This window comes from Sphingomonas palmae (genome assembly GCF_900109565.1).
Taxonomy (GTDB): Bacteria; Pseudomonadota; Alphaproteobacteria; order Sphingomonadales; family Sphingomonadaceae; genus Sphingomonas; species Sphingomonas palmae.
This window is the reverse complement of sequence record NZ_FNZZ01000001.1, coordinates 335647-353645: the sequence shown is the minus strand read 5'-3', so window position 1 is coordinate 353645 and position 17999 is coordinate 335647. Positions and strand designations below refer to the sequence as shown.

Here is a 17999-nt window from a genome sequence, read left to right as displayed (position 1 = left end):
TCGGGTTAGCAGGTGGGCGTGGACGAACCCGCGCTCACCAGCCCCACGGTAGTTCGCGGTACCATTTGGTGATGACGTATTTGGTGCCGGCGCGCACCTTCATCCCGTGGTGGATCGTCGCGGGGTTGAGCGAGCCGTCGGGGCGATGATTGTTCCAGCAGACGAGCTTGCCCGTCTCCGGCTGGATCGTCTTGTCAACCGCCTTGAACCGCGTCGCGCCGCCTGCCTCGGGCTCGTTCAGGTAGACCATTGCGGTCCAGGTGCGGTTGCCCGCAACCGAGCAGTAACGGTGAAAGTCGACGCCGTTCGGCTCGAAATAGTCAGTGTGCGCCTTGAACTCCTGACCCACCGCGTAGCGCTGTCCCTGTAGCGGCTCGCCGTGGAGCGGGTCGAGGCCGGTGAAGGCAGCGAGGGCAGCGTCAACGCGGGCGACGAGCGGGTCGGTGGCGGGCAGGTCGCATGTCTCGCTGGTGCGGAATGCCGCGTCGCCATTGTGATCGGAAATGGTGGAGGGACGGCGCTCGGCATCGATCATCGCGCACAGCGCCGCGCAGGTGTCGGCATCGAGGAACGCGCGGCGGACGAACAGCGTCAGCTTGGGGCTGGGCAGCTTCTGGATGCCGGGCTGCTGGGCGAGGTGGGCGGTGATCGCGTCGGTGGCCATGATTGCTCCTGTACCGCGGACGGCTAAGCTCCCCCAACAACAGAAATATTACACAAGTCTGCAACGGCGCTGTAACATCGCCGACCTAGCGCCGCCGTGGCGGGGAGTTGGCCAAAGCGCATGCGATTGAAGTTCGACGCCCGGGCGCGGGCGATCCTGCGGCGGGTGCCGGTGGTAAACGTCTATTCGGTAGCCGAAATCGCGCTGCTGGGCGTGCTGGCGGTGCAATGCGCGCGGTTGGTGTGGACGGTGGTGACGCCGATCGCGCCGCTGGGTGCGTGGGCGCCGGCGGGACCGGTGCTGCCGGGCGATCCGGCGGGCGTGTTCGCGAGCTTCGATCCGTTCTACCGCGTGAGCGGCGTGCAGACGCAGGCGGCGACGGTCACCTCGTTGCAACTGACGCTGTTCGGCACGCGGATCGACGAGGCGCAGGGTCGGGGATCGGCGATCATCGCGGGACCGGATGGGGTGCAGAAGAGTGTCAGCGTGGGTGAGGAAGTGGCGCCGGGCGTGAGGTTGAAATCAGTGGCGTTCGATCATGTGACGCTCGACCGCGGCGGGGCGAGCGAGGACCTGTTCCTGCCGCAAGGCGAGGGTGGCACGGCGCCGGCGGCTGGTGCGGCGGCGACGCCGGGTGCTCCGGTTGGCGCCTCCGGTGGCGCATCGCTCGCAGAGCTGCGCGCCGACGTGTCGGCGATCCCGCGGATCGATGGCGGCGCGATCAACGGCTTGACGCTGCGCGGGCAGGGCAAGGGTGTGTTCCAGTCGGCTGGGCTGCAGGACGGTGACGTGCTGGTCGCAATCGGAGGACGACCGGTAACGGGCGCGTCCGATCTGGAGCAACTGGCGACCGGCGGAGCGACGAGTGTGACGATCGAGCGCGGCGGGCAGCGCCTGCCCGTGACGCTTTCGGGCGGAGTGCGGTGATGCGGCGGTTCGTATCCGCGGTGCTGCTGGCGTCGTGCGCGCTCTCCGCCACGCCGGCGATGGCGCAGACGACGCTGAACGTGCGCGACGCCGACATCCGCGCCTTCATCGCCGACGCGGCGAAGGTGACCGGGCGCACGTTCATCATCGACAACCGTGTGCAGGGCAAGGTGACGGTGGTGACCGATCGGCCGCTGTCGCGCTCCGAATATTTCGAGGTGTTCCTGTCCACGCTGCGAGCGAACGGGCTGGTGGCGGTGCCGACCGCCAACGGCGCGCTGCGCGTTCAGCCGATCGACAATGCGGCGAGCCAGCCCGGGCGGATCGGGCTGCGCGGCGCGGCGCGCAACCAGCTGGTGACGGAGATCATCCGGCTGCGCTCGACCGACGCCACGCAGGCGGTCGACACGGTGCGTCCGCTGGTGAGCGCACAGGGATCGGTGACCGCCAACCGCGGCGGCAACAGCCTGGTCGTGGTCGACTTCGCCGACAACGTTCGCCGCGTGCGCGAGGTGATCCGGCGTATCGACACCGATGTCGCGTCGACGCGGATCGTGGCGCTGAGGAATGCCAACGCGAAGGAGGTCGCCGCCGCGCTGACCCAGCTGATCGGCGGCGGTGCGGGCGGGCAGGGCGGACAGGCGGCGGCGACGCCGGGCGGCGCGTCGGCGGTGGCGATCGAGAGCTCGAACGCGGTGGCGCTGCGCGGCGATCCGGCGACGGTCGCTAGGCTCGTCGCGGTCGCGCGCGATCTCGACACGCGCGCGCGCAACGCCAACGAGATCAAGGTCGTGTTCCTGGAGAATGCGGACGCGGCGCAGCTGCTGCCGGTGCTTCAGCAGCTTGTGGGGCAGCAGCCCGACGCGGTGCAGGAGGAGTCGCTCAGCCGCGCGAATTTCGGCGCGAGCAGCACCGGGCCGACCAGCGGTGGGGCGATAAGCCAGCAGTCCAATTCGTCGAGTTTTCAGCGCTCGACCGCGCCGCAGAGCACGACGACGCAGGCGGGCAGCCAGCCGCAGCAGGCGGCGATCACCGGGCAGGGAGGTCGCACCGCCGCCGTCGTGACACGCTTCGCGGGCGCGAACGCGATCGTGATCGCGGCGCCGGGCGACATCCAGCGGCAACTGGCCGAGGTGATCCAGCAGCTCGACACGCGCCGTGCGCAGGTGCTGGTCGAGGCGATCGTGGCGGAAGTGTCCGACTCGACAGTCAACCGGCTGGGCGCGCAGTTCATCCTCGGCAATCTGTCGGGCGGGGCGTTCGGCGCGTCGACCTTCTCCAACTCGGCGCCCAACATTCTGCAGATCGCGGGTGCGATCGGCGCGCAGCGGCTGGCGACGACGACGACCACCACGGTCAACACCGATGGCAGCACCACGACCGTCCGGGCGACTTCTCCCGCGGCGGACCAGCTGACGCAGTCGGCGATCAACTCGATCATCCAGTCGTCGGGCGGTTTGGCAGGCTTCGGGGGCACGATCGGCAACACGCTGTTCGGTGCGATCATCAGCGCGGTGAAGAGCGACAACCAGTCGAACCTGTTACAGGTCCCGCACATCATGACGCTGGACAACCAGGAAGCGCACAGCCTGGTGGGTCAGGAAATCCCGATCACGACGGGGCAGGCGCTGTCGAACAATTTCGACAATACCTTTCGCACGACGCAGCGGCAGAACGTCGGCATCGGGCTGGACGTGCGGCCGCAGGTGAATTCGAGCGGAACGATCAAGCTCAACCTCCACATCGAGGTCAGCTCGATTGCGGGGCCGGTGTCGAGCGACAATTCGGACCTGATCCTCAACAAGCGCGAGGTCGAGACGGTGTTGACGGTTGACGACGGCGCGATCGGGGTGATCGGCGGGTTGCTGTCGGACGAGGAGCGGCGGACGATCGAGAAGATCCCGCTGCTGGGCGACATTCCGGTGCTGGGCAACCTATTTAAGTCGAAGGCGAAGTCGCGCGCCAAGACCAATTTGATGATCTTCATCCGCCCGACGGTGATCCGGTCGGCCGCGGACAATCGTCGCGTGACCGAGCAGCGTTACGGTTACCTGCGGTTGCAGCAGGGATTGCAGGACCCGGCGGGCGAGCCGTCGATCGACGCGCTGGTACGCGACTACATGGGCGCGGCGCCGCCGATCCCGCCCGCGGGACAGCCGGGCAGCATCGAGGACCCGCGCGTCGGCGTGCCGGTGTACCGCAATTCGGTGTCGACGATCCCGGCGCGACCGAAATGATCCGCACCGGCGCCGAGGTGCTGGTCGACCCGACGCTGTCGAGCGGTGTCGTGCCGGTCGACGCGGCGGCGGTGCTGGACGAGGTGCCGCAGGTCGTGCCGCCGATGGTGCCGGTACAATTACCTTATGCGTTCGCGCGCAAGTTCGGTGTCGCGCTCGATGGTGATCGGGTGGCGCTGCGCGAGGGGAGCGATCCACGCGCGCTGATCGAGGTGCGCCGCGTGCTGGGCCGCGCGTTCGACGTGGTGGTGATCGAGGCGCCCGCGTTCGACAGGCTCTTGAGCGACAATTACGCGATGGACGGTCAGGCGACCGCGGCGGCGGCGGTGGGGATGGGCGACGAGCTCGACCTGTTGGCCGAAGGTCTCCCGACGGCGGACGATCTGCTCGATACCGCCGACGACGCGCCGGCGATACGGCTGATCAACGGCGTGATCGCGGACGCGGCGCGTAACGGCGTGTCGGACATCCATATTGAACCGTACGAGACCGGGCTGGTCATCCGCATGCGGATCGACGGCGTGTTGCGCGAGACGCTGCGCATGCCGCCGCACGTGGCGCCGGTGGTGGTCAGCCGCATCAAGGTGATGGCGCGACTGGATATCGCCGAGCGGCGCGTGCCGCAGGACGGGCGCATGGGGCTGACGCTGGGGGGCAAGTTGCTCGACGTGCGTGTCTCGACCTTGCCGGCACGCGCGGGTGAGCGCGTGGTGCTGCGTATTCTCGACAAGGAGAATGCGGGGATCGACCTCGACGCGCTGGGCATGAGCGCGGAAATGAATGCGCTGCTGCGCGAGGCGATCGCGGTGCCGAACGGGATCGTGCTGGTGACCGGTCCGACCGGCAGCGGCAAGACGACGACGCTGTACGCAGCGCTGCGCCTGCTGAACGACGGCAGCCGCAACATCCTGACGGTCGAGGACCCGGTCGAGTACGCGGTCGAAGGTGTCGGGCAGACGCAGGTGAACGCGAAGGTCGGGCTGACCTTTGCCGCCGGTCTGCGTGCGATCCTGCGGCAGGACCCGGACACGGTGATGATCGGTGAAATCCGTGACCGCGAAACGGCCGAGATTGCGGTGCAGGCGTCGCTGACGGGGCATCTGGTGCTCTCCACCGTCCACACCAACGACGCGGTCGGCGCGATCACGCGTATGCGCGACATGAAGGTCGAGCCGTTCCTGCTCGCCTCGACATTGCGCGCGGTGATCGCGCAGCGACTGGTCCGGCGGCTGTGCCCGACGTGCCGGCGCAGCGTTCCGGCGCGCGAGACGGTGGCGCCGTTGCTCGGGATCGCGCCCGAGACCATCGTGTACGAGGCAGTCGGGTGCGACGAGTGCAACCGCACCGGCTTTCGCGGGCGCATCGGTGTGTACGAGGCGGTGCGGGTCGACCCGACCATTCGGCGATTGATCAACGACGGCGGCGACGAGGACGCGATCGCGCGGCACGCTTTCGCCGATCCGGCGCGCGACACGCTGGCGGGTGCGGCGCGGCGGCTGGTCGAGGAAGGACGCACCACCGCAGAGGAAGCGATCCGCGTCAGCCGGGCAGACGCGACCGACACTGTTGCGGCCGATGCGGCCGAGGCGGCGATCGCGGATGCCTGAGACGCGGCGTGGCTGATTTCGACTATGTCGCGATCGACACGCGCGGCAACGAGGCGCGCGGGCATGTCGCGGCGGCATCGGTCGAGGCGGCGCGCGCGGTGCTCGACCGGCGGCGGCTGTTCGTCGTTCGCATCGAGCCGGGCAGCGCACCGGCGAGCAAGGGACGCCCGCTCTTCGGGCTCGAACTCGGCCGCGTCAAGATGTCGGGCAAGCAGCTGACCCTGTTCACGCGGCAATTGGCGACCTTGAACCGCGTCTCGCCGCTGGAGGAAAGCCTGCGCACCGTGTCGCGCCAGACCGAGCAGGAGCGCGTTCGCGTGATCGTGCAGAACGTTCACGCCGGCGTGACCGAGGGGCGCCGGCTGGCGGACGCGATGGCGCGCGAGCCGAGGAGTTTTCCGCCGCTCTACCGCGCGATGGTCGCGGCGGGTGAGAGTTCGGGCTCGCTGCCGGAGATCATGGAGCGACTGTCGCTGCTGCTGGAGCGGCAGGCGGAGATCAGGGGCAAGCTGTTCACCGCGATGGCGTACCCTGCGGTACTGGCAACCGTCGCGATGGGTGTGGTCATCGCGCTGATGGCGTTCGTGGTGCCGCAGGTGGTCGAGCAGTTCGACACCGTCGGGCAGGAGCTACCGTTTCTGACCCGCATGGTAATCGCGCTGTCGGCGGCGATCACGGATTACTGGTGGGCGATGCTGCTGGTGATGGTGCTCGTCGGGCTGGGCGCCTGGGCGGCGCTTCGTCAGCCGCCGATCCGGTTGGCGTTCGATACCTGGCTGCTACGCGTGCCGCTGGTTGGGCGGTTGCTGCGCGATCTGCACGCGGCGCGAATGGCGCGGACGCTGTCGACGATGGTGGCGAGCCGGTTGCCGCTGCTGGAAGGCCTCAACCTGACCGCGGGCACGATTCACAACCGACGGCTGAAGGCGGCGTCGGACGAGATCACCGACGCGATCCGCGGTGGCGGAAGCCTGTCGGCGGCGATGCGGCGCACCGCGGTGTTCCCGCCGCTGCTGGTCTATCTGGCGGCGTCGGGCGAGGCGGCGGGGCGGCTGGACGAGATGCTGGAACGCGCGGCGGATTACATGGAGCGCGAGTTCGACCGCTTCACCGCGACCGCGCTGTCGCTGCTGGAGCCGCTGATCATCGTCATCATGGGCGGCATCGTCGCGACGATCGTGCTATCGATCCTGCTGCCGATCCTTCAGCTCAACACGCTTGCGGGCCAGTAGGATGAGGACAGTGAGAGAATATATGCGTATCGAACAGAAGAAGCGCCGCAAGAAGAACGGCTTCACGCTCGTCGAGCTGATGGTGGTGATCGTCATCATCGGTTTGCTCGCGACGATCGTGGCATTGAATGTGCTGCCGTCGGGCGACACCGCGCGCATCCAGAAGGCGAAGGCGGACATCGCGACGATCGAACAGGGACTGGAGATGTACCGGCTGCAGCAGGGCAGCTATCCGACGACGTCGCAAGGATTGCAGGCGCTGGTGAGCGCACCTGCCGGCGCCGACGCTTCGCGGTACCAGGCCGGCGGCTATATCAAGCGGTTGCCCGAGGATCCGTGGAACCGGCCGTATCTGTACGCGTCGCCGGGGCAGCATGGCGCCGCCGACGTCTGGACGCTGGGCGCCGACGGCAAGGACGGCGGCGAGGGGATCAATGCCGATATCGGTAGCTGGCAGTAACGGCCACCCTCGCGCGGCACGGGCGGCAAACGGCTTCACGTCGGTGCTGCGCCCGGCCGAGCGGGGCTTCACGCTAATCGAGCTAATGGTCGTGGTGACGATCATCGGGCTGGCCTCCGCGGTCGCGGTGCTGGCGATGCCAGATCCGCGCGGGCGGTTGATGGACGAGGCGGCCCGCTTCGCGACGCGGGTGCGCGCGGCGCACGACAGCGCGATCATCGATGCGCGGCCGGTCAGCGTATGGGTGACGCCCTCGGGATATGGGTTCGACCAGTGGCGCGGCGGGCGCTGGGCGGCGATGGTCGAGAAGCCGCTGCGAGTCGAGCGGTGGAGCCAGGGAACGGGCGCGACGGGTCTGGTGCGCGAGCGGGTGACGTTCGACACGACGGGGCTCGCGGACAAGTCGCTCAACGTGTCGCTCAGGCGTGATGGGACGAGCGCGAGCGTCGCGATCGCGGCGGACGGGAGCGTCCGTGTCGCGGGGTAATCAGCGCGACGGCGGATTTACGCTGATCGAGATCATGGTCGCGCTGGCGGTGTTCAGCCTGGCGGCGCTGGCGCTGATCCGGCTGGAGGGCGCGACGATCCGGTCGACTGCGCTGCTGCAATCGACGTTGCTGGCGCAGATCGTCGCCAGAAACGTGGCGGTTGAGGCGGTGAGCGACGTGCAGCCGCCGACGCGTGGGCGCGTGACGGGCGCGGAGCAGAACGGCGGCCGCGCGTGGCGCTGGGTGCGGGACGTGCGCGCGATCGGCGACGGTGACGTGATGCGCGTCGACGTGGCGGTGGCGGACAGCCAGGGCGCGGTGCTGGGGCGCGCGACGATGATCCGCCCGCCCGCGCAACTGGCGAGCGTGCAGCAGTGAGGCGCGCGCCAAGAAGAAGTCAGGGGCAGGCCGGCTTCACGCTGATCGAGGTCATGATCGCGCTGATGATCTTCGGCATGATCGCGGCGGCGGGCGTCGCGCTGCTCGCGTTCAGCGTGCGCGCGCAAGGAGCCTCGGGCGCGGCGCTGGACGACATCGGCGCGATCAACCGGCTTTCGTCGATCCTGACCGCCGATCTTGCGCAGGCAGTGAACCGCCCGACGCGGGATCAGAACGGAACGCGGCTGCCCGCTTTCACCGGCGGTGCGGGGCAGGTGCCGATGCTGCGACTGGTACGTGGCGGGTGGAGCAACATCGACCAGTCACCGCGCGCGACGTTGCAGAAGGTCGAATATCAGCTGACCGCGGGCGGGATCGAGCGAGTCGGATACCCGGCGCTCGACGGGGCGGCACCGCTGCCGGCGGCGCTGATCGTCGAGGGCGTGCGTCAGGCGACGTGGCGGTTCCGCTACGCCGGCGCGTGGAGCGACAGCTGGCAGGGCACGCCGCTCGCCGCGCTGCCGCAGGCGGCGGAGCTGACGCTGGTGCGCGAGAATGGCACCGCTTATCGCATGCTGTTCCTGGTCGGCACCGGCGCGCCGCGCCCGCGTCGCGGCGATGCGCCCGGTGCGCGACCGTCACCCACTCCCACGCCGACACCCAATGCGCGGCGATAGGGGCGAGCGCGGCGCGGCGCTGCTGACCGTGCTGCTGCTGGTGGCGGTCATCGCGGTGCTGGCGGCGACCGCGCTGGAGCGATTGCGCGTGTCGACGCGGCTGACCGCCAACGCGGGCGCCCTCGATGCCGCGCGTGGTTACGCCTACGCCGCAGAGACGCTGGCGACGACGCGGGTGACAAGTTTGCTCAGGCAAGCGGGTGACCGCGTCGCGCTCTTGGGCGGATGGAGCGATCGGCCGTTCGGACTACCGATCCCGGGCGGCGTCGCGACGGCGCGGGTGCGCGACGGGGGCAATTGCTTCAACCTCAACAGCCTGGTGGTCGAGGCACCCGATGGCAGCTACGCGGCGAACAACCAGACGCTGCTGCAATTCCAGCGGCTGATCCGGTTGCTGCGCGTGCCGGGCGGCGAGGCGATCCCGGCGGCTACGGCGGATTTCATCGACTCGGATGACGCCGCGCTGCCCGGCGGGGCGGAGGATGGCGCATATCGAGGCTATCGCACCTCGGGCACGCTGATGGCGGACGTGAGCGAGCTGCGCGCGGTGTCGGGTGTGACGGCCGAGCAGTATCAGCTGCTGCGCCCGTGGTTGTGCGCGCTGCCGACGGTCGATCGCGCGGTGATCAACGTCAACACATTGCTGCCCGAACAGGCGCCGCTGCTGGCGATGCTGCTGGAGACGGGCGGGGGCGTAGAGGCGGCGCGCGGGGTGCTGCTGAGGCGGCCCGAACAGGGCTATGGCTCGACCGATCCGGTGTGGAACGCGCTGTCGCTGGGCGGTGCTGGCACGCCGGCGATGGATGCGAAAGCGCAGACGCGGGTGAAGTCGGTGTGGTTCGCGCTGACGATCGACGTGGTCGCGAATGGCGCTGAATTGCACGAACAGGGCCTGATCGACGCGCGGACCCTTCCCGCGCGGCTCGTCTCGCGGCAATGGGGCGACGTATCATGACCGCGACGACGCTCCTTTTCGTGCCGCCTGCCGCGGATCAGCCGTGGCGCTGGTGGCGTATGCGCGACGATGTGCTCGACGAGGGCGAGGGCATGCCGCCCGCCGAGGCGGATGCGAACCTGCCGGTCGTGGCGGTCGCACCTGCCGACGCCGTGACGCTGCACTGGGCGGCGCTGCCCGCGCGGTCGGCGGCGCAGGCGGCCGCGGCGGCGCGGATCGTGGTCAGCGACGCCACCGCGACACCGGCCGACTTGCACGTCGCGGTCGGGGCGGCGCGCGAGGGCGCCGATGGCGAGGAACGCGCGATTGCGGTCGTCTCGCCCGAGCGGATGGCGGCGTGGCTCGCCGAGATGAACGCGCGCGGCATCGACCCAGTCGCGATGCTGCCCGCGCCGCTGCTGCTGCCGACACCCGAGGAGGGCTGGCTGCGCGGCGATGTGGCCGGACAGGCGGTGGTGCGCGGACGCTCGGCCGGGTTCGCCGACGAGGCGCGGTTGACCGAACTGATCCTGGGCGACGCCGAGCCGGTGGCGCTGGCGCGCGACGAGGTGTTGCGCGCGGCGGCGGATGCGGCAGCCACGTGGCCGCTCGATCTGAGGCAAGGACCGTTCGCGCGGCGGACGCGGCGCGCGATCGACTGGGCGACCGTCAGGCGGCTGGGGCTGCTGGTCGCGGCGATCCTGCTGGCGACGCTGGCGATCGATCTGGTGCGGATCGCGCGCTACTCGCTGGAGGCGGACACGCTGGAGGCGCACGCGGACGCGGTGGCACGGCAGGGATTGCCCCGCGGCGCCGGCGAGGGCGATGCGGCGCGGATGCTGGGCGAGCGGCTGTCGCGGCTGCGGGGGCCGGGATCGGGGTTCAGCCGCACCGCGGCGGCGATTTACCAGATCGTGCAGGCGGTGCCCGACAGCGAGGTGACCGCGCTTGATTTCCAGCCGACGGGTGCGCTGCGCGTGTCCTTGTCGGTGGCGGGCGAAGGGCAGGCGAACAGCGTCAAGACGCAGCTTGAGCGGGCAGGGTTCACCGTGACGAGCGGTGTGTTCCAGCAATCCGGTGGGCGGTTGACCGGCGATCTGACGGTCGCGCCGTGACGGGGGAGCAGGACGCATGAACGAACTGCGTGGATGGTTCACGGGGCGGTCGTTGCGCGAGCGGCGCCTGATCCTCGTCATGCTGGGGCTGCTGGCGGTGACGATCGTATGGGGGCTGGTGATCCGCCCGGTGCGCAACGGGCTGTCGTCGACGCGCGAGCGCTACGCCGACGCGGTGGTGCGCGCCGGGAGCGCGGAGCGCGAACTGGCGGCGGTGAAGTCGATCCAGCGGCGGCAATTGCGCCCGGTACAGCTGCCGCTGGCCGACGAGGTACGGACACGTGCGGAGGCGGCGGGATTTGCACTCGCGACGCTGGAGCCCGAGGCGAACGACCGCGTGCGCGCGTCGATCGCCACCGCCAAGGCGGGCGCGCTGATGGCGTGGATCGGTAATCTGGAAAACGACGGCGTGCTGGTCGACGGGCTGAGCGTGCGCGGCAACGGCGACGGCACGGTGACCGCGCAGATGACGCTGAAGGCGAGGGCGGCGTGATGCGGATACGGCTCGCGACCGATCGGCGTACGTTGTTCCTGGCGATGTTCGTCGCCGCGCTGCTGGTGCTGCTGCCGCTCAGGCTGGTGCTCGGCTGGGCGGGGCTCGATGAGCAAGGGTTTGCCGCGCGCGAGGTGCGGGGCAGCGTGTGGTCCGGGCGGCTGACCGAGGCGCGCTTCGGCGATCTGGCGCTCGGCGACCTGAACGCGCGCGTCTCCCCGCTCGCGCTGCTGATCGGGCGCGCGCGCGTCGCGCTGGAGAGCCGCAACGGTGACGCGGCGCAGACGCTGTCGGGAACGGTTGAACTGTCGCGCAACCGCGCGGGCGTGATCGGCGCAACCGGGCCGATCGAGCCGGCGGGCGCGTTCGCGCCGCTGCCGGTCACCGCGCTCAACCTGGACGAGGTGAGCGTGCACTTCGTCGATGGCGCGTGCGAGGCGGCCGAGGGGCGCGTGCGGGCGGAGATTTCGGGCACGTTCCTTGGTGCGGCGCTGCCGGGCGCGGTGAGCGGAACGGCGCGGTGCGACGGCGGCGCGCTGCTGCTGCCGCTGGTCAGTGCGGCGGGTACCGAGGGTGCGGCGCTGAGGCTGTGGGCAGACGGGCGGTACCGTGCCGAGCTGACGCTGGTCCCAAGTGATCCGGCGATCGCGACGCGGCTCGACACCGCCGGGTTCGTCGCCAACGGAGCGGCACGGATGCTGGCGATCGAGGGGCGGTTCTGACGCGATCTGCACTTTGCCGGTTGACGGAATGTTGCGCGGGCGACTAATGCGCGGGCCTTCGCGGCGACCGTAGTTCAATTGGTTAGAGCGCCGGCTTGTGATGCCGGAAGTTGCGGGTTCAAGTCCCGTCGGTCGCCCCATCAATCTACCCGGCTGGAGCGTTATGGCGAACTGGGGTTTCCCTGATTTCGACGACCACGAGGGCGTCCACCTGTTCACCGATCCCGCGTCGGGGTTGAAGGCCGTGATCGCGATCCACTCGACCGCGCTCGGCCCGGCCGCGGGCGGCGCGCGTTTCTGGCATTACGCCGACGAGGCGAGCGCGATCACCGATGCGCTGCGTCTGTCGCGCGGCATGAGCTACAAGAACGCAATGGCGGGGCTGGAGCTGGGCGGCGGCAAGGGCGTGATCCTGGCCGACAAGCCCGGCGCGGTCATCAGCGAGGCGCAGCTGCGCGCGTTCGGCCAGAAGGTCGAATCGCTCGGCGGACGCTACGTCACGGCCGAGGACGTCGGCATGTCGGAGGCGCGCATGAAGGTGATCGCGGGCGAAACGCAGTACGTCTCGGGCCTGCCGGTCGCAGAAGGTGCGGCGGGCGGCGATCCGGGGCCGTACACGGCGCACGGCGTTTACCTAGGCGTCAAGGCGGCGGCGAAGCGTGGGCTGGGCAGCGACGACATGCGCGGCGTGCGCGTCGCGATCCAGGGTGTCGGCTCGGTCGGCGGCGGGCTCGCCAAGTTGCTGGCGAAGGACGGCGCGGTGCTGACCATCGCCGACGTCGATACTGCGCGTGCCGAGCGGATGGCCGCCGAGCTGGGCGCGAAGACTGCGTCCGCCGACGAAATCCTGTTCGCCGACGCCGACATCGTCAGCCCCAATGCGCTGGGTGCGATCCTGACCGAACAGTCGATCGGGCGGTTGAAGGCGAAAATCGTCGCCGGCGGCGCGAACAACCAGCTCGCAACCGCGGCCGAGGGCAAGCGGTTGCACGACGCGGGCATCACCTACGCACCCGATTACGTCATCAACGCGGGCGGCATCATCAACGTCGGGCTTGAGTATCTCGGCCACGGTGACGAGGTCGAGGTGATGGCGCGGATCGCGCGCATCCCCGAGCGGCTGCACCAGGTGTGGGACGAGAGCGAGGCGACGGGCGATCCTGCGGCCGAGGTCGCCGATCGCATGGCGCGTCGCCTGATCGGACGCTGAGCCCGAGTGTGTGACGCGTGACGCGCGCGGTCGGCTGATCTAACGGTAGCGACGTGCCTGCGCTTCACGCCTTTGCCAATCCCGCGCGCTTCCTCAAAGTCGCGCGGCCGCTGACGCCGGTGTTGTTCTGGCTCGGCGCCGCGTTGATCGCCTTCGGTGCCTTCGCAGGCCTGACGATGACACCGCCCGATTACCTTCAGGGCGAGAGCGTTCGCATCATCTACCTGCACGTACCCGCCGCATGGCTGGGCATGGGGGGTTGGAGCGGGATCGCATTGTCGAGCATCGCGTTTCTCGTCTGGCGTCATCCGCTGGCGGCCATCGCTGCGCGCGCGATTGCGATGCCGGGGGCGGTGTTCGCCGCGATCTGCCTCGTTACCGGTGCGATATGGGGGCGGCCGACCTGGGGGACGTATTGGCAGTGGGACGGGCGGCTGACGTCGATGCTGCTGCTGCTGTTCGTCTATCTGGGCTATATGGCGCTGTCGCGCGCCGATCGCGAGCGCGGCGGCGCGGGTGAGATCCCGGCGTTGTACGGGATCGCCGGGTCGGTGCTGCTGCCGATCATCCGCTATTCGGTGGTGTGGTGGAACACGCTGCACCAGGGCCCGAGCATCGGGCTGACGCAATCGACGATTGATCGGTCGATCCTTTGGCCGCTGCCGATCACGCTGATCGGGTTCACGTTGCTGTTCGCCGCGATCGTGCTGATGCGCATGCGCGCGCTGCTCGCGACCGCGAAGGCCGAGGCGCGGATGCGTCGGAAGGCGGCGGCGTGAACGCGTGGCCCTTCGTCTGGGCGGCGTACGGCGTGACGCTGGGCGGCGCGGCGGTGCTGGCGCTCGTCAGCTATCTCGCGATGCGGCGCGCGGAGAAGTGACCGCGAAGAACCAGCGAATGGCGCTCGCAGGCGCGGGTGTGCTCGCGATCGTGCTCGCGGCGGTGCTGGCGCTGTCGGGGTTGAAGGATCAGGCGGCGTTCTTCTACGCGCCGTCCGATGTCGCGGGCGCATTGCCGTCACCTGACAAGGCGGTGCGGCTGGGCGGGATGGTCGCAAATCACTCTATCCGGCGCGCGGCGGATGGCGTGTCGATCGACTTCGTGGTGACCGACGGCAAGGCGACGACGCCGGTGCGCTTCACCGGCATCGCGCCCGACCTTTTTCGCGAGAACTCCGGCGTGGTCGCGGAGGGGCATTTTAACCCCGATGGCTCGTTTACCGCGACCAATCTGCTCGCCAAGCACGACGAGAGGTATATGCCGCCCGAGATGAAGGGGCGGATGCACGAGACGAAGACGCTGGAGCGATGAGCCGATGGGCTATCTGACGCTCGCGCTGCTGGGTGGTGCCGTGTTCGCGGCGCTGGTCGCGTTGCGGGTTGCGCGGCCGCTGTGGTCGTTGATCGGCGCGGCGTTGTTCTTGGGTGCGGCGGGCTACGCGTGGCAGGGGCGTCCGCTCCTGGCGAGCGCCGATGCACGCCCGCGGGTCGACGCCTCGCCGATCGAGCCCGAGATGATCGCGCTGCGCGCCAGCCTGCTCGGCAGCTACACGCAGGACGCCGCATACCTGATCGCGTCGGACGCGATGGCGCGCAGCGGCGATCCGCAGGCGGCGGCGCAGGTGATGCTGGGCGCGGTGCGCAAGTTGCCCAACAGCTTCATTGCCTGGACCTGGCTGGGCACAACGCTGGCGGGCATTTCGAACGAGAACGGCGCGGGACCGGTTCAGCCGCCCGCGCTGCTCGCCTTCCGCCGCGCGGCGCAGCTTGCGCCCGAGCATCCGGCTCCGCCGTTCTACGCAGGACTCGCTTACGTTCGCGCAGGCGATTTCACGACAGCGCGAGCGTATTGGCGTCGCGCGTACGCGCTGTCGCCGCAAGGGACGGACTACCGGCGAGAGATCGGTCTGCGTTTGGCGCTGCTCGAGCGGCTGGTCGCCACCGGCGCGCTGCGCTGAATGAGGCTTAAGGCGCGATCAAGCTGGCTGATCGCGCCTGCGTCACCGGATTACTGCCCGCGACCGGTCTTTGCCTGCAGCTCGTCGATCTTCTTGGACGCGTCCGCCTTGGTCAGCGAGTCGTCGAACTCCTCGCGCGCTTCCTCGCTCAGCGTCTTGAGATAGCTTGCCTGCGCGCCGGTCATCGGCTCGTCGCCGGTCGTCCAGTCGTCGGGGTTCTTCTCGGCGTTGCTGAATGGTTCGGACTTGGGATTGGTGTCGCTCATCGGGTGATCCTTTCGCCCGCTCGAACGCGCCATGTTCGCTTCCTGTTCCGCGTTGCGGGCGCATAGTGAGAGTGCTAGGCGCGGCAACGATATGGGGACCAAAACGGACGCAGCCGTGACCTCGGGCCGATCGGCGCAGGAGTGAACACCGCGAACAGCGCCATACCGGTGCAGCCGGGCGGGCTGCCGCACACGCACGCGCGCGACGGGTTGATGAAGCTGGCAGTCGGCGCGATCGGCGTCGTCTACGGCGACATCGGCACCAGCCCGCTCTACGCGATGAAGGAGGTGTTCGTCGGGCACCATCCGCTCGCGGTCGATCAGCTGCATATCTTTGGCGTTGTCAGCCTGATGTTTTGGTCGCTGATCTCGATCGTGACGATCAAGTACGTGCTGATGATCCTGCGCGCCGACAACAACGGCGAGGGCGGCAGCCTGGCGCTGTTGGCGCTGATCCAGCGGCAGTCGAAATCGGGCAAATGGGGCACCAGCCTGGTCATGCTGGGCGTGCTGGCGACCGCGTTGTTCTTCGGCGATTGCATGATCACGCCCGCGATCTCGGTGCTGTCGGCGGTCGAGGGGCTGGCGACGGTCGAGCAGGGATTCGACTCGTTCGTGCTGCCGATCGCGGTGACGATCATCATCGCATTGTTCTACCTGCAATCGATCGGCACCGCGAAGGTCGGGCGGCTGTTCGGCCCGATCATGGGCGTCTATTTCGTCGTGCTGGCGGTGATGGGGGTGTACCACATCCTAGCGCGGCCTGACATCTTGTGGGCGCTCGACCCGTCATGGGCGGTCCGATTTGCGATGAACGACGGTCGGCTCGCATTCCTCGCGCTCGGCTCGGTTGTATTGTGCGTGACGGGTGCGGAGGCGCTCTACGCCGACATGGGGCATTTCGGGCGGCAGCCGATCTCGCTCGCGTGGCTGGTGTTCGTGTTCCCGGCGTTGATGCTCAACTATCTGGGCCAAGGCGCGTTGCTGCTGTCGACCCCGGCGGCGGCGGAGAACCCGTTCTTCCTGATGGCGCCCGAGGCGTGGCGTCTGCCGCTGGTCATCCTGTCGACGATGGCGACCGTCATCGCGAGCCAGGCCGTCATTACCGGCGCCTATTCGGTCGTGCAGCAGGCGGTGCAGCTGGGCCTTATGCCGCGCATCCGCATTGAGCACACCAGCGCGTCGGAGGCCGGGCAGATCTATATCCCGAGCGCCAACTGGGCGCTGCTGGTCATGGTGCTGCTGCTGATCTTCGGCTTCGGCGAATCGTCGAACCTGGCGGCGGCCTATGGCATCGCGGTGACGGGAACGATGTTCATCTCGACCTGCATGGTCGGCGTGCTGATTTATCGCGTCTGGAAGTGGCCGGTGTGGCTGGTGGTCGCGTTCGAGGCGGTGTTCCTGACGATCGACGGGCTGTATTTCGCATCCAACCTGACCAAGGTGCCCGATGGCGGCTGGTTCCCGCTGCTGATCGCGAGCATCGTGTTCCTGCTGCTGACCACCTGGTCGACCGGGCGCAAGCTGATGCTGGAGCGGATGCGCGAGGCCGCGATGCCGATCAAGATCTTCATCACCTCGGCGGCGAACTCGGCCACGCGCGTGTCGGGCACGGCGGTGTTCATGACCTCGACGCCGGAGGGCGTGCCGCCGGCGCTGCTGCATAATCTGAAGCACAATCGCGTGCTGCACGATCGTGTTATACTGCTGACGGTCAAGGTGACCAACATCCCGTATTTCCCGGAAGCAGACCGCTTCCTCCACGAGGATCTGGGGCAGGGATTCCACCGCGTCGTGCTGCGTTACGGCTTCATGGAGGAACCCGACGTGCCCGCGCACCTGAAGGATTTCGATGGCTGCGGCGCGGAGTTCCGGATGATGGAAACGAGCTTCTTCCTGTCGCGCCAGACACTGCTCGCGTCCGAGCGGCCGGGGATGGCGATCTGGCGCGAGAAGCTGTTCGCGTGGATGCTGCGCAATGCGGAGAGCGCGATGGAGTTCTTCCGCCTGCCGACCAACCGCGTCGTCGAGCTGGGCAGCCAGATCGAGATATGAGCGGACGCGAGGATCAGGCGGGCGGGCAGGGCGGCGGGTTGAACGCGCCGATCATCGTCACCGCGATCTTCGCGAAGCCCGATCAGGCGTGGTTCGACGCGCAGCGCCGCGAGTATTTTCCGCCCGAGCGCAACCAGCTCGATGCGCATCTGACGATGTTCCACCACCTGCCGCCGAGCGTGGCGGCGGAGGTGAAGCGGCGGTTGAACGAGGAAACGCGCGGGGTGCGCGCGCCTGATGCGCGTATCGGCGGGCTGTTCTCGCTGGGGCGCGGCGTCGCTTATCGGATCGAGAGTCCCGACCTGGTGGCGCTGCGCGCGCGGCTAGCGGACGCGTTCACGGGGCTGCTGACGCCGCAGGATCAGGCCGGGTGGCGCCCGCACGTGACGATCCAGAACAAGGTCGAGCCGGCGGAGGCCAAGAAGACGCTGGCGGCGTTGCAGGCCGGCTTCAGCCCGCGCGCGGTGCAAGTCGCGGGGCTGGCGGCGTGGTGGTATCGCGGCGGTCCGTGGGAGCAATTGTCGGTGCACAAGTTCAGCGCTTGACGGCGTTTCGATGGCTGCTATAGCCCGCGCCT

Annotated in this window: 20 protein-coding genes and 1 tRNA gene; 19 read left to right on the top strand and 2 right to left on the bottom strand. The window is 69.0% G+C overall.

Annotated elements, in window-relative coordinates:
• Positions 1–34: 34 nt before the first annotated feature.
• The gene (locus BMW51_RS01715; RefSeq protein WP_093002727.1) at positions 35–664 is read right to left on the bottom strand and encodes a prolyl hydroxylase family protein; all 630 of its coding nucleotides are present in this window, start codon (positions 662–664) and stop codon (positions 35–37) included.
• Between the two features lie 120 nt (positions 665–784).
• On the opposite strand from BMW51_RS01715, the gene BMW51_RS01710 reads away from it, so the two are divergent.
• The 17 genes from BMW51_RS01710 (at position 785) to BMW51_RS01630 (ending at position 15101) form a co-directional block, all read left to right on the top strand.
• Positions 785–1591, top strand: a complete 807-nt coding sequence (locus BMW51_RS01710) for a type II secretion system protein N (RefSeq protein WP_093002725.1) — start codon at positions 785–787, stop codon at positions 1589–1591.
• Positions 1591–3828: a type II secretion system secretin GspD gene (gene gspD, locus BMW51_RS01705; RefSeq protein WP_093002723.1), complete on the top strand. Its 2238-nt coding sequence runs from the start codon at positions 1591–1593 to the stop codon at positions 3826–3828. The genes BMW51_RS01710 and gspD overlap by 1 nt, the downstream gene beginning before the upstream one ends.
• 104 nt (positions 3829–3932) lie before the next feature.
• Positions 3933–5435: a GspE/PulE family protein gene (locus BMW51_RS01700; RefSeq protein WP_093003787.1), complete on the top strand. Its 1503-nt coding sequence runs from the start codon at positions 3933–3935 to the stop codon at positions 5433–5435.
• A gap of 8 nt (positions 5436–5443) precedes the next feature.
• Complete coding sequence (gene gspF, locus BMW51_RS01695; protein WP_093002721.1) at positions 5444–6667, top strand: type II secretion system inner membrane protein GspF; 1224 nt, start codon at positions 5444–5446, stop codon at positions 6665–6667.
• Between the two features lie 22 nt (positions 6668–6689).
• Entirely contained in the window at positions 6690–7127 is a 438-nt protein-coding gene (gene gspG / locus BMW51_RS01690; protein WP_093002719.1) for a type II secretion system major pseudopilin GspG, read from the top strand.
• Complete coding sequence (locus BMW51_RS01685) at positions 7102–7614, top strand: GspH/FimT family pseudopilin (protein WP_245708231.1); 513 nt, start codon at positions 7102–7104, stop codon at positions 7612–7614. The genes gspG and BMW51_RS01685 overlap by 26 nt, the downstream gene beginning before the upstream one ends.
• The gene (gene gspI / locus BMW51_RS01680; protein ID WP_177171475.1) at positions 7601–7993 is read left to right on the top strand and encodes a type II secretion system minor pseudopilin GspI; all 393 of its coding nucleotides are present in this window, start codon (positions 7601–7603) and stop codon (positions 7991–7993) included. Before BMW51_RS01685 ends, gspI begins: the two co-directional genes overlap by 14 nt.
• A complete protein-coding gene (gspJ, locus tag BMW51_RS01675; RefSeq protein WP_245708230.1) occupies positions 7990–8670 on the top strand; it encodes a type II secretion system minor pseudopilin GspJ in 681 nt (226 codons plus the stop codon). The genes gspI and gspJ overlap by 4 nt, the downstream gene beginning before the upstream one ends.
• On the top strand, positions 8657–9625 hold the full coding sequence (gene gspK / locus BMW51_RS01670; RefSeq protein WP_093002713.1) for a type II secretion system minor pseudopilin GspK: 969 nt from the start codon (positions 8657–8659) through the stop codon (positions 9623–9625). The genes gspJ and gspK overlap by 14 nt, the downstream gene beginning before the upstream one ends.
• On the top strand, positions 9622–10719 hold the full coding sequence (gene gspL / locus BMW51_RS01665; RefSeq protein WP_093002711.1) for a type II secretion system protein GspL: 1098 nt from the start codon (positions 9622–9624) through the stop codon (positions 10717–10719). The genes gspK and gspL overlap by 4 nt, the downstream gene beginning before the upstream one ends.
• Positions 10720–10735: 16 nt before the next feature.
• On the top strand, positions 10736–11212 hold the full coding sequence (gene gspM / locus BMW51_RS01660; protein ID WP_093002709.1) for a type II secretion system protein GspM: 477 nt from the start codon (positions 10736–10738) through the stop codon (positions 11210–11212).
• Complete coding sequence (gene gspN, locus BMW51_RS01655; RefSeq protein ID WP_093002707.1) at positions 11212–11934, top strand: type II secretion system protein N; 723 nt, start codon at positions 11212–11214, stop codon at positions 11932–11934. The genes gspM and gspN overlap by 1 nt, the downstream gene beginning before the upstream one ends.
• Positions 11935–11997: 63 nt before the next feature.
• Positions 11998–12074 (top strand) — tRNA-His (locus BMW51_RS01650).
• Between the two features lie 23 nt (positions 12075–12097).
• On the top strand, positions 12098–13144 hold the full coding sequence (locus BMW51_RS15975; protein ID WP_093002705.1) for a Leu/Phe/Val dehydrogenase: 1047 nt from the start codon (positions 12098–12100) through the stop codon (positions 13142–13144).
• Between the two features lie 53 nt (positions 13145–13197).
• Positions 13198–13923 (top strand): heme ABC transporter permease CcmC, encoded by a 726-nt coding sequence (gene ccmC / locus BMW51_RS01640; RefSeq protein ID WP_093002703.1) that lies wholly within the window; start codon positions 13198–13200, stop codon positions 13921–13923.
• Between the two features lie 97 nt (positions 13924–14020).
• Positions 14021–14455 carry a cytochrome c maturation protein CcmE gene (gene ccmE, locus BMW51_RS01635; protein WP_093002701.1) on the top strand — a complete coding sequence of 145 codons (435 nt, stop codon included), beginning with the start codon at positions 14021–14023 and terminating at the stop codon, positions 14453–14455.
• Between the two features lie 4 nt (positions 14456–14459).
• Entirely contained in the window at positions 14460–15101 is a 642-nt protein-coding gene (locus BMW51_RS01630; protein WP_093002699.1) for a tetratricopeptide repeat protein, read from the top strand.
• A gap of 50 nt (positions 15102–15151) precedes the next feature.
• Here BMW51_RS01630 and BMW51_RS01625 read toward each other — a convergent pair whose 3' ends face one another.
• Positions 15152–15367 (bottom strand): DUF3072 domain-containing protein, encoded by a 216-nt coding sequence (locus BMW51_RS01625; protein ID WP_093002697.1) that lies wholly within the window; start codon positions 15365–15367, stop codon positions 15152–15154.
• Between the two features lie 141 nt (positions 15368–15508).
• Here BMW51_RS01625 and BMW51_RS01620 point away from each other — a divergent pair, with 141 nt between their 5' ends.
• Both BMW51_RS01620 and BMW51_RS01615 read left to right on the top strand, forming a co-directional pair.
• The gene (locus tag BMW51_RS01620) at positions 15509–17422 is read left to right on the top strand and encodes a potassium transporter Kup (RefSeq protein WP_093002695.1); all 1914 of its coding nucleotides are present in this window, start codon (positions 15509–15511) and stop codon (positions 17420–17422) included.
• A complete protein-coding gene (locus BMW51_RS01615; protein ID WP_093002693.1) occupies positions 17419–17967 on the top strand; it encodes a 2'-5' RNA ligase family protein in 549 nt (182 codons plus the stop codon). Before BMW51_RS01620 ends, BMW51_RS01615 begins: the two co-directional genes overlap by 4 nt.
• Positions 17968–17999: the final 32 nt, after the last annotated feature.